Below are 11,467 nucleotides of genomic sequence, written 5' to 3'. Positions count from 1 at the left end.
CGGGCTAGGCCTCCAGCTTCAGCAGGTGGTCGGAGACGACCTCGGCGGTGGGGGAGAGGACCTCGTCCACCAGGCTGCCGTCGCGCAGGAACACCACGCGGTCGGCGTAGGAGGCGGCCACCGGGTCGTGGGTGACCATGACGATGGTCTGCTGGAGTTCCCGGGCCGAGTTCTGTAGGAAGGCCAGCACTTCGGCGCCCGAACGCGAGTCCAGGTTGCCGGTGGGCTCGTCGGCGTAGACGACCTCGGGGGCGTTGAGCAGGGCCCGGGCGACCGCGACACGCTGCTGCTGGCCGCCGGAGAGCTTGGCGGGCAGGTGGTCGAGTCGCTGACGGAGTCCGACCACGTCGATGATGTGGTCGAAGCGGGCCTGGTCGACCTTGCGCTTGGCGATCTGGGAGGGCAGCAGGATGTTCTGCTCGGCCGTCAACATCGGCAGCAGGTTGAACGACTGGAAGATGAAGCCGATCCGGTCGCGGCGCAGCAGCGTCAGTTCGCCGTCGCGCATGCCGGTGATCTGGGTACGGCCCAGGTGCACGGTGCCGGAGGTGGGCACGTCCAGCCCGGCCAGGCAGTGCATCAGGGTCGACTTGCCCGAGCCGGAGGGGCCCATGATCGCGGTGAACGCGCCGCGGTGGAACTCCACGTCCACCCCGGCGAGGGCGTGCACCTGGCTGCCGCCGGTGTCGTAGGTCTTGGTGAGGCCCCGCGCCACCACGACCGGAGGGGCTTGGACCGGGGACGGGGACTGCGTGGTGGGCGTGCTCACGAGGACTACTCCTGGTATCGCTGACGGATGGTGCCGGTGGGTCGGGGGAGACCCCCGTGCTCTTCGGCGTGGTCACCACGCTAGGCCCGCGAGAACCACCGATTCCTCCCCCTACAGGCCGAAACCGGGGTCGGCCGAAGGCATGACGCGCAACGGGTTCGCGACTCCTTCGACCGGCCGCACCCCCGACTTTCGTAGGGGGTCGGTAGCGACCGCGAACGCCACCGGTTCCTCGGGCGCCCCTCTGACCAGGGAGAACGTAGAGGGATCGACGAACGGACCGTCGTCCGCCGGGCGGTGTCGTGTCGCCGAAGAGGCGTGATCCCTCCACCTAGACTCGGGCGGGTGAACGAGCGGTTGAGAGAGTGGAACGAGAACCTGGGCCTGCTGGTCCGACGCCACGGGATGTGGTGGTGGAGGCGACGGGCGCGTATCGCCGACTGGTTCTACGCGCTCTTCACCCTGCCCTTCAGTGGGCTGATGATGCTGGCGGGGACCACCAGCGGGATCGGGCTGTTCTCCAAGCCCTTCGCCGCCCTCATGGTCGCGCCGGTCGGAGCCCCCGAGCCCGGGCCCGCCGCGGCCTGGACCGCTGTGGCCACGTTGTTCGCGCTGTTCGTGATCCCCGGGACCCTGGCCTCGGCGACGATGCTCTGGCGCAGAAGCTCGCCCCGGTGGCTCCTGATCGCCGGCGCGATCCTCATGATCGGCTACGGCGACCCGATCCCGCTCATGGTGGGCCTGTACTCCTACCCGGCCTTCTTCAGCGACCGCAAGGTCCTCACCGGCTGGTTCGCCCTCGGTGTCCTGAGCACCGCCCTCGTCTACAACGCGTCGGTGACCGGCTTCGTGATGGCCGTGATCGTCTTCCTGCTGGTCCCGGTCTTCGCGGGGCTGTGGATCGGTACACGCCGCGAACTCATCGAACGGCTCGAAGAGCGGGCCGAGCGGCTGGAGCGCGAACAGCACATGATGGCCGAGCAGGCCATCTCCTCCGAACGCACCCGCATCGCACGGGAGATGCACGACGTGGTCGCGCACAGGGTGAGCCTCATGGTCCTGCACGCGGGCGGATTGGAGGTCTCGGCGATCGACGACCGCACGGTCGAGGCGGCCGGGCTCATCCGCACCACCGGACGCGAGGCGCTCGCCGAACTGCGCGGGATCCTCGGGGTCCTGCGCGACGAGGGCGGCGAGACCGCCCCCACCGCGCCCCAACCGGTCCTCGACGACCTGGAACGGCTGCTCGGCGAATGGCGCGGGGCCGGAATGGAGGTGCGCCGTGAGGAGAGCGGTGATCCGCGTCCGCTGCCGGTCCAGGTCCAGCGCACCGCCTACCGGGTGGTCCAGGAGGCCCTGACCAACGCGGCCAAGCACGCCACCGGCGCCGTCGTCGACGTCCATCTGTACTACGCGGCGGACCGTCTGGAGCTGGAGGTGTCCAACGGCCCCGCTCCGGGGGTGGTGAACCCTCCGCCCCGCAGCGGGTACGGTCTGACCGGGCTGAGCGAACGCGTCGCCCTGGCCGGCGGCGAGGTCTCGGCGGGCCCCTGCTCCGACGGGGGGTGGCGTCTGCGCGCTATCTTGCCGCTGGGGGAGACGGACGAGAACGATGCCCCCGTCCCGAACACCGAAGTCGAGGAAGAGGGCTCCGAGGGTGATCCGCACACTCCTGGTCGATGACGAACTCCTGGTCCGATCCGGGTTGAGGATGATCCTGGAGTCCGCTCCGGACATCGAGGTGGTCGGTGAGGGGAGCGACGGCGACGAGGCGACGCGTCTGGCCGAGGAGCTCGCCCCCGACGTGGTCCTCCTGGACATCCGGATGTCGGGCACCGACGGGCTGACCGCCGCGACCCGGATCACCTCTCTGCCGAACCCGCCCCGTGTGGTGCTGTTGACCACCTTCGACCTGGACGAGTACGTGCACAGCGCGCTCCAGGCCGGGGCGGTGGGCTTCCTGCTCAAGGACACGCCGCCCCGCGATCTCATCGCCGCCGTGCGCACCGTCCACGAGGGGCACGCCATGCTCTCGCCCAGCGTCACCAAACGCATGCTCGAACGCTTCGCCGCGCCCGCCCCCGCCGACTCGGCCGCCGGCCGTGAGGAGGCCCTGCGTCGGTTGTCGGTGCTCAGCGAGCGGGAACGGCAGGTGCTGATCGCGGTGGCCGAGGGCAAGTCCAACGCCGAGGCGGGCCGGGCCCTGGGCATGCGCGAGACGACGGTCAAGGCGCACGTCAGCCGGATCCTCGCCAAACTGGAGATGTCCAACCGCGTTCAGGCCGCGATCCTGGCCCACGACGCCGGTTGGGCCTGACCCGGCCGGCAGGCCTTCGCCCTCGCGCGGGTCCCGACCTCGGCCGTTCCGCGCGGGGGACACGTGGCTTTTCACACCCCCTGACGGATTCACCCTCGGTTGCGGCTACCCGCTGGTAGCTCGGTACGCTGCAAGGCGATCCCCGCCCGAGGTACACACATCGTGGCTGTTCAAGGCCACAGAGAAGAGGAGCCCCTATGTCGCGTTCGGTACTGGTCACCGGCGGCAACCGCGGAATCGGCCTGGCCATCGCCCGTGAACTGGCGGCGAACGGCGACAAGGTCGCGGTGACCTACCGCTCCGGCGAGCCCCCGGAGGGTCTGCTCGGTGTTCGCTGCGACATCACCGACTCCGCCCAGGTGGACGCGGCCTTCAAGGAGGTCGAGGAGACGCACGGACCGGTCGAGGTCCTGGTCGCCAACGCCGGTGTCACCAAGGACCAGCTCCTGGCCCTGATGAGCGAGGACGACTTCTCCTCGGTGCTCGACACCAACCTCACCGGATCCTTCCGTGTGGCCAAGCGCGCCGTGCGCGGCATGATGCGCAAGCGCTTCGGCCGTATCGTCCTGATCTCCTCGGTCGTGGGCCTGCTCGGCTCCGGCGGCCAGGCCAACTACGCCGCCTCCAAGGCCGGCCTCGTCGGCTTCGGTCGCTCCCTGGCCCGTGAGCTCGGTTCGCGCAACATCACCGTGAACATCGTCTCCCCCGGCTTCATCGCGACCGACATGACCGCGGCCCTGGACGAGGACCGTCAGACCGAGATCAAGAAGAACATCCCCCTCGGTCGTTTCGGCGGCACCGACGACATCGCCAGGACGGTCTCCTTCCTCACCGGCCCCGGCGCGGACTACATCACCGGTGCCGTCATCCCGGTCGACGGCGGCATGGGCATGGGTCACTGACCGCCCGCCCCACCGACCGCACCGGCAACCGAGACAGACAGAACGGACCCGACATGGGAATCCTCGAAGGCAAACGCATCCTCGTCACCGGGGTGCTCACCGACTCCTCCATCGCCTTCCACATCGCCCGCTTGGCCCAGGAACAGGGCGCCACGGTCGTGCTGACCGGCTACGGTCGGCTCGGTCTGGTCAAGCGCATCGCCAAGCGCCTGCCCGAGGAGCCCCCCGTCCTCGAACTGGACGTCACCGACGACGAGCACCTCGCCTCCCTGGCCGATCGGGTCCGCGAGCACGTCGACGGTCTGGACGGCATCGTCCACTCCATCGGGTTCACGCCCCAGGAGGCCCTGGGCGGCAACTTCCTCAACACGGAGTGGGACGACGTCGCCAAGGCGATGCACACCTCCACCTTCTCGCTGAAGTCGCTCACCACCGCGCTGCTGCCGCTCATGGACAAGGGCGGCTCGGTGGTCGCCCTCGACTTCGACAACAGCGTCTCCTACCCCATCTACGACTGGATGGGCGTGGCCAAGTCCGCGCTGACCTCCACCGCCCGCTACCTCGCCCGTTACGTCGGCGACAGGAACGTGCGGGTCAACCTGGTGTCGGCGGGCCCGCTGAGCACCATGGCCGCGCGCAGCATCCCCGGCTTCGAGACCCTGGCCGAGCACTGGCCCGAGCGGGCCCCGCTGGGCTGGGACGTCAAGGACCCCGAGCCCGCGGCGAAGGCGGCCGTCGCCCTCCTCTCGGACTGGTTCCCGGCCACCACCGGCGAGATCGTCCACGTCGACGGCGGCTTCCACTCCACCGGAGCCTGACACGGGACGGGCGGCGTCCTTCGGCGTCGCCCGCCCCCTTCCGGATACCATCGGGCCCTGCGAGTACCGAAACGAGGGGGACGTATGGATCTGGGACTGGCGGGCGCCAAGGTCATGGTGACCGGGGCCAGCAGGGGGATCGGCCGCGCCATCGCCCAGGCGTTCGCGGAGGAGGGCGCCGACCTGGCCCTGTGCGCGCGTACGCCGGGACCTCTGGCCCGGGCGGCCGAGGAACTCGGGGCGACCGGGTCCACGGTCTTCACCCGTGACCTGGACGTCACCGACCACGATGCCCTTCCGGCCTTCGTCGAGGACGCGGTCGTCGCGCTCGGCGGACTGGACGTGCTGGTCTCCAACGTCTCCGGTGGCAGCGCGCCCACCCCCGACCAGTGGGAGCGCGGGTTCGCCGCCGACCTCATGCCGTTCGTCCGACTGGCCCAGGCTGCCGAACCGCACCTGCGCCGCTCCGGTACGGGCGGCTCGGTGGTGCTGGTCTCCACCACCTCCGCGTTGCACGTGACCCGACCCGCGGGGGCCCGTTCCTACGGCGCGGTCAAGGCGGCGCTCAACCACCACGCCGCCTCGCTGGCCCGGGAGTGGGCGCCGGAGGGCCTGCGCGTCAACACCGTCTCCCCGGGGCCCATCGAGTTCCCCGGTGGAGGCTGGGAGCGCCGCAAGGAGAGCGACCCGGACTTCTACGAGAGCGTGCGCGAACGCATCCCCTACGGTCGGCTGGGCCGACCCGAGGAGGTCGCGCGCTCGGTGGTCTTCCTGGCCTCGCCCGCCGCGTCCTTCGTCACCGGCCAGAACCTGGTCGTGGACGGCGGCTTCCTCGACCAGGTCTGACCCCCGTCCGACGTATGGACCCTCGGGGTCCGTTCGTCGGGCGGGTCAGCCTTCGCGGAGGATCTGGACCAGGCGGGTGGTGCGCTCGGGCGCGAGCGTCTCGCGCACCCCGGTCGCCAACGCCCCGTCGGTGGCGTCCACCACCGACACGTGCCGGGTGGCGCGGGTCAGGCAGGTGTACACCTGAGGACGCGAGATCGGAACCTCGGGCGGGAAGACCGCGACCACGGCGGGCCACAGGCCACCATGGGCGGCCGCCACGGTGATCGCCCACCCGTGCCGCAACACGGACGGGTCCGTCACCTTCACCCGGGAACCGCCGGCCAGCTCCACCACGGCGCCCTCCGACACCTCGCGCAGGTATCCGGTGTCCCCGGGGCCGTATCCCGGCCCCTCGGCGGTCACCAGGATCCGGTCTCCCACGTCGAACCCGCCGTGCGCGCCCGGCCCCGGGTTCAGCAGTTCCTTGCAGGCGGCGTTGAGCGCGCGTGCGCCCGCCGGGCCGTCCTCCCGGGCGGTCACCACCTGAATCCCCTCGGAGGCCACACCCAGGGCCCGGGGGATGGAGTCGGTGACCAGCTGGGTCACCCGGTGGGCCGCCTCCTCCGCGGAGGAGGCCGGCACTCGGACCACCTCGCGCCCGGGGGCCTCGACCTCGGGCAGGTCGCCTGCGGCCACGGCCCCGGCCAGGACCGCCAGGGGCCCCGGTTCGGCGTCGTCGGCCAGGAGCGCCACGTGGGCGGTACGGGAGACGGCGACGTCCATCGCCACCCGCCCCGGGGTGGCCGAAGGGGCCTGGTCGGGGTCGGCCAACAGCACCAGGTGCGCGCCCTCGGAGCAGGTCGAGACCAGCTCGGCCATGCGGGAGGTGCCCACCGCCATCGACTCGTACAGCACCACGATGCCCGCCTCGATCGGGGCCCGGGCCAGGAGGGCGGGCAGCGACTCCACGCCGGGCGCGCCCTCCGCCCCCTCCTCGTCCGGCTCGCCCTTCGCGTCGACCACGGAGGCCAGGTCGGCCTCGGCCGCGGCGGCGGTCTGCGCCGTGGGGGCGACCACCGCCAGGCCCACACCGCTCTCCTTCGCGATGGCGGAGATCCCGAGCAGGGCGCGGGCGATCTCGGCGCGGTCACCGGGGCCGTGTCGTAGCACGGTGACCGGGCGCAGAGCCACCGTCACCAGGGCCTCACGGGTCTGTTCGGACAGGGGGAAGCCGCCCCGCTCCCGGGCGGCGTCGACGGTCTCGGTCGCGGTCAACGAGTCCATGACCGGATCGTTGGCGCCGATGAGCCGGGCCAGGCGGACGCCCAGACGCTGTTCGCGCTCACCGATCTCGGCGAGCGCGTAGAAACGTTCGGGGTCGGGCGGCTCGGGGATCCCGCCCTCCTCGAAGTCGAAGTCGTCGTCCGGTTCGTCGGTGCTCTCGAACAGCACCGCCTGCTCGCTCGACAGGGCCGCCTCCAGGGCGGCCATGGGGGAGGGGACGCCCAGCCGCCCGATCACCGTGGCGAGCCGCTTCTCCTCGACCGCGGTGTGGCCGCGCCCCGCCGCGGTGCGCAGGGTGTGCCGGACCAGCGCGGCCAGACGACGGGGATCGTCCGGTCTGGCCTGGTCGCCCAGGTGGTGGCGGGCGCAGAAGTCGGCCTGTTCCAGGGTCACCCCCGGCAGGCGGAGCAGGAGCCAGGGGTCGGCGTCCAGCTCTGCGGCGGGCTGTGGACCCAGTACGGACACCAGCCGCGCCGCCAGGGCGCGCGGGGCGCCCATGCGGTCAAGGACGGCACTGACCTTCTCGACGGCCTCGGACACCGGTTCCCCTCGTCGTGTCGTTCGTGGACGTCAAGGAGCCTACCGACTCGCGGCGACGGTCCGGCTCGGGGTCGATCGGAGGGCGGGTCGGAGCCGTTCAGCCGGCGCGATCGGAGGGGGCGGGCTCCTTATCGCCCGGACCGGTCACCTGGAGGACCGCCTCGCAGGGGTCGGTGTCGGGGGAGTGCCGCCGCACGGAGACGGCGGCCGTGCTCGCCGAGGCCCGGAACAGGGCGCGGTGTTCGGGGGCCAGCCCACCGAGGAGCCGTTCCTCCACGTGTTCGACGACCTTCTCGGCCCGGGCCAGGACCGCCCGGCCGTGGTCGGTGGGGCAGACGCGGCGTGCCCGTCGGTCCTTGGGGTCGACCCGACGTCGGACCAGATCGGCGGCCTCGAGGTCGTCGAGCAGGTAGGTCATGACGCTGCGGTCGATGAGCAGACGGTCGGCCAGGCAGGCCTGGGTGGGCGCCTCGCCCTCGGCCGCGATGGAGAGCACGTGGTAGCCGCGGCTGCCGTGCGGAAGGTCGGTGAGGGCCTGTTCGACGTGCTCGTGCCAGCGGCGGAGCAGAACGGCCAGGGACCACCCCAGGTTGTGTTCAGGGGCCCTGTCCGGGGTGGTGGGGTTCATCTGCTCACCGTATCAAGGGCGATTCGCGCGTCAGATAGGTTGTAGGAACTATCGTTTGTGATTTCAATGATTTTGCCGGACCGTGCCGAGGAGCGCCCATGACCGACTACGGACATCACCTGGAGTTCGGCACCTTCCTGACACCGACCTCCCGAGACCCCGAACACGTCGTCGGGCTCGCCGAGCGCACCGAGGCGGCGGGTCTGGACCTGGCCACCTTCCAGGATCACCCCTATAACCCGGAACTCCTCGACACCTGGACCCTGCTCGGTTGGGTGGCCTCGCGCACCGAACGTCTTCGCGTCGCCGGTAACGTCCTCAACCTCCCCCTGCGTCACCCCACGGTCCTGGCCCGTGCCGCCGCCGGTCTCGACCTGCTCTCCCGAGGCCGGGTCGAACTCGGTCTCGGCGCCGGAGGCTTCCGGGAGGCCGTTCAGGGCATGGGCGGGGCCCGACGCACCGCGGGGGAATCGGTCGACGCGCTCTCGGAGGCCATCGACCTCATCCGCGCCGTCTGGGACGTCGACTCCGGCGGCGAGGTCCGTTCCTCGGGGCCGCACTACCCCGTCCCCGGCACCCCGCGCGGCCCCCGGCCCCACCACGACATCGGTATCTGGCTGGGCGCCTACAAACCCCGGATGCTCGGGCTCGTGGGGGCCAAGGCCGACGGCTGGCTGCCCAGCCTCGGCTACCTGGACCTCGCCGACCTGCCCGAGGGCAACAGGATCATCGACGAGTCGGCCGAGGCCGCCGGGCGTGATCCGCGCCAGGTCAGACGCCTGCTCAACCTGACGGGAACCTCCTTCTCGTCCGTATCCCGGGGTTTCCTCCAGGGGCCGCCCGAACAGTGGGTCGAACAACTCCTGCCACTGGTCCTGGAACAAGGGGTGGCCACCTTCGTCCTCGGCGGCGACGACCCCCGCGCCATCGACCTCTTCGGTCGGGAGGTGGCGCCCGCGCTCAGGGAGGCCGTCGAAGGCGAACGCGCCGTGAAGGGGACCCCCACCGGCCCCGCCCGGCCCGTCGCCGCCCTGGCCGCCCGCCGCCCGGGCATCGACTACGACGGGGTCCCTGCCGCCCTGCGCGATCTCGCCGTGGAGCCCGGCGACGGCGGCTACACCGGAGTGCGCCACGGCTACATGCAACGGGGCCGGCCCGGACTGGTCCTGCGTCCCACCGACCCCGAGCAGGTGGCGGAGGCGCTCGCCTACGCGCGGGAACAGCGGGTCCCCCTCAACGTGCGCTCCGGAGGTCATGGCATCAGTGGGGCCTCCACCAACGACGGCGGCATCGTGATCGACCTCGGCCGGATGAACGGGATCCGGCTCCTGGACCCGGACACCGGACGGGTCCGTCTGGGAACCGGGGCCCGCTGGGGCGACGTGGCCAGGACCCTCGGCGACCGAGGGTGGGCGATCAGCTCAGGCGACCACGGGGGCGTGGGCGTGGGCGGTATCGCCACCACCGGCGGCATCGGCTACATGTCCCGCGCCCACGGGCTCACCATCGACCGCCTCACCGCCGTCGAACTCGTCACCGCCGACGGTCGTCTCCTGCGCGTGGACCAGGACCACGACCCGGAGCTGTTCTGGGGGACGCGCGGCGCCGGGGCCAACCTCGGCGTGGTCACCGCCGTGGAGATCGAGGCCGCGCCGGTGGGGAACGTCGTCCTCGGCAGGTTCGTCTACGACGCCTCGGCCACCGCCTCCTTCCTCCGCGCCTGGGGGGAGATCGCCGACGCCGCCCCGCGCGAGGTCACGGCCTTCCTCACCCTGGGCGCGGGCCGCGGCGGTCAGGGGCCCGTCGCCCAGGCGATGGTGGTCTACGCGGGTGAGGACACCGACGCGGCCGTCGCCGCGCTCGAACCCTTCCTCAAGGCGGGGCCGGTCCTGGACCAGCGCGCCCAGGTGGCGCCCTACGCGGCCCTCCTGGTCCCGCACCAGGGTCCCCACGAAGGGCACGGGACCCCGGTCTCGCGCTCGGGGCTGATCGGGGAGACCACCCCGGAGATCGCCGAGATCGTCGCCGCCATGATCACCTCGGGCGACTCCTACTTCACCCAGTTCCGGCAGGTCGGCGGTGCCGTCGACGACATGGCTCCCGAGGCCACCGCCTACGCCCACCGTTCGGCCCGTTTCTCGGTGGCGGCGCTGGGGGCCCGCGCCGGGCGCCTGGACCGTCACTGGTCGGCCCTGGAACCGCGGCTCCAGGGGATGTACCTGAGCTTCGACACCCGCACCGGGCCCGAGGTATTGGCCCAGGCCTTCCCCGAACCCACCCTGAGTCGGCTGCGCGCCCTCAAGGCCGTTCACGACCCGGACCAGGTCTTCGACCAGAACTTCCCGATCCCGCCCGCCTGAGCGGACCGACCGGGCCGGTCCCGGGCGCGGGTCAGCGCCCCGGGCCGGCCGTCGCGTCGTCCAAGGCGTCTCTGATCTCGGGTGGCAGCTCCACACTCTCCACCGAGAGGATCTCCTCCAGTTGGGGGAGGGTACGCGGCCCCACCACGGCGGCGGCCACGCCCTCCTGGTCCCGGGCCCAGCTCAACGCCACCGCGGTCGGGGACACCCCGAGACCGTCGGCGGCGGTGCACACCGACTCCACCACCCGTCGGCTGCGGTCGTCCAGGTAGGGCTCCACATAGGGGGCCATGTGCGGAAAGGCGGCGCGCGAGTCCGCGGGCACCCCGTTGCGGTACTTGGCGCTGAGCACGCCCCGGCCCAGCGGAGACCACGCGATGACGTGGGCGTCTCCGGCCGCCACGGCGGGGCGCAGGGCGCGCTCCGCCGACCGGTTGAGCAGGGAGTACTCGGTCCCGGCGCTCACCAGCGGCACCCGGCCGGGCCGTGCCCTCTGCCAGGTCGACAGGGTCGCGAACTGCCAGGCCTCCAGGCTCCCGGTGCCCACGTAGCGGGCCTTGCCGGAGGTCACCGCCGCCTCCATGACCTCCAGGGTCTCCTCCGGAGGGGTGCGGGGGTCGAACACGTGCAACTGCCACAGGTCCACGTAGTCGGTTTGCAAACGGCGCAGCGAGGCCTCCAGGGACGCCATCAGGTGGCGCCGGGAGGCGTCCACCGGGCGGTAGCCCTCGGGGGTGTGACCGCTCTTGGTGGCCACCACCATGTCCTCGCGCCGTACGGCCCCGCGCAGCAGCCGGCCCAGGATCCGTTCGCTCTGTCCGCCCGTGTAGATGTCCGCCGTGTCCACGAGAGTGCCTCCCGCGTCCGCGAACGCGGTGAGCTGCTGCCCGGCCTCCTCCTCGGAGGTGTCCTTTCCCCAGGTCATCGTGCCGAGAGCGGTACGAGACACCCAGAGACCTGATCTGCCCACCTGTCGCTGTTCCATGCGGCGGAGAGTACCGTGTCCGCCGAAGTCGGGTGA

The 11,467-nt window shown here is 71.8% G+C and carries 10 protein-coding genes; 6 read left to right on the top strand and 4 right to left on the bottom strand.

Going from position 1 to position 11,467, the window contains the following annotated elements; genetic code table 11:
- Positions 1-4: 4 nt before the first annotated feature.
- Complete coding sequence (locus tag TR33_RS12735; protein ID WP_014908378.1) at positions 5-769, bottom strand: ABC transporter ATP-binding protein; 765 nt, start codon at positions 767-769, stop codon at positions 5-7.
- A 345-nt stretch (positions 770-1,114) separates the two neighbouring features.
- On the opposite strand from TR33_RS12735, the gene TR33_RS12730 reads away from it, so the two are divergent.
- From TR33_RS12730 to TR33_RS12710, 5 genes are all read left to right on the top strand, one after another.
- Positions 1,115-2,452: a sensor histidine kinase gene (locus TR33_RS12730; protein WP_042283270.1), complete on the top strand. Its 1,338-nt coding sequence runs from the start codon at positions 1,115-1,117 to the stop codon at positions 2,450-2,452.
- A complete protein-coding gene (locus TR33_RS12725) occupies positions 2,427-3,086 on the top strand; it encodes a response regulator (protein WP_014910489.1) in 660 nt (219 codons plus the stop codon). The genes TR33_RS12730 and TR33_RS12725 overlap by 26 nt, the downstream gene beginning before the upstream one ends.
- A gap of 197 nt (positions 3,087-3,283) precedes the next feature.
- Positions 3,284-3,988: a beta-ketoacyl-ACP reductase gene (gene fabG / locus TR33_RS12720; RefSeq protein WP_014911925.1), complete on the top strand. Its 705-nt coding sequence runs from the start codon at positions 3,284-3,286 to the stop codon at positions 3,986-3,988.
- Between the two features lie 53 nt (positions 3,989-4,041).
- A complete protein-coding gene (gene fabI / locus TR33_RS12715) occupies positions 4,042-4,806 on the top strand; it encodes an enoyl-ACP reductase FabI (protein ID WP_014910830.1) in 765 nt (254 codons plus the stop codon).
- An 84-nt stretch (positions 4,807-4,890) separates the two neighbouring features.
- Entirely contained in the window at positions 4,891-5,652 is a 762-nt protein-coding gene (locus TR33_RS12710) for an SDR family NAD(P)-dependent oxidoreductase (protein WP_014911286.1), read from the top strand.
- Between the two features lie 45 nt (positions 5,653-5,697).
- Here the strand turns inward: TR33_RS12710 and TR33_RS12705 are convergent, their stop codons facing one another.
- Together TR33_RS12705 and TR33_RS12700 are read right to left on the bottom strand one after the other, a co-directional pair.
- Positions 5,698-7,458: a helix-hairpin-helix domain-containing protein gene (locus TR33_RS12705; protein ID WP_017535717.1), complete on the bottom strand. Its 1,761-nt coding sequence runs from the start codon at positions 7,456-7,458 to the stop codon at positions 5,698-5,700.
- 97 nt (positions 7,459-7,555) lie between these two features.
- Positions 7,556-8,086 carry a MarR family winged helix-turn-helix transcriptional regulator gene (locus TR33_RS12700; protein WP_042283269.1) on the bottom strand — a complete coding sequence of 177 codons (531 nt, stop codon included), beginning with the start codon at positions 8,084-8,086 and terminating at the stop codon, positions 7,556-7,558.
- 98 nt (positions 8,087-8,184) lie between these two features.
- Here TR33_RS12700 and TR33_RS12695 point away from each other — a divergent pair, with 98 nt between their 5' ends.
- On the top strand, positions 8,185-10,446 hold the full coding sequence (locus TR33_RS12695) for an LLM class flavin-dependent oxidoreductase (protein WP_014911519.1): 2,262 nt from the start codon (positions 8,185-8,187) through the stop codon (positions 10,444-10,446).
- A gap of 31 nt (positions 10,447-10,477) precedes the next feature.
- Here TR33_RS12695 and TR33_RS12690 read toward each other — a convergent pair whose 3' ends face one another.
- On the bottom strand, positions 10,478-11,431 hold the full coding sequence (locus TR33_RS12690) for an aldo/keto reductase (RefSeq protein ID WP_187294502.1): 954 nt from the start codon (positions 11,429-11,431) through the stop codon (positions 10,478-10,480).
- Positions 11,432-11,467: the final 36 nt, after the last annotated feature.

Source organism: Nocardiopsis alba, assembly GCF_000710955.1.
In the GTDB taxonomy this organism is placed as follows: domain Bacteria; phylum Actinomycetota; class Actinomycetes; order Streptosporangiales; family Streptosporangiaceae; genus Nocardiopsis; species Nocardiopsis alba.
The sequence above is the reverse complement of the archived record's forward strand: the minus strand, read 5'-3'. Positions and strand labels throughout refer to the sequence as shown.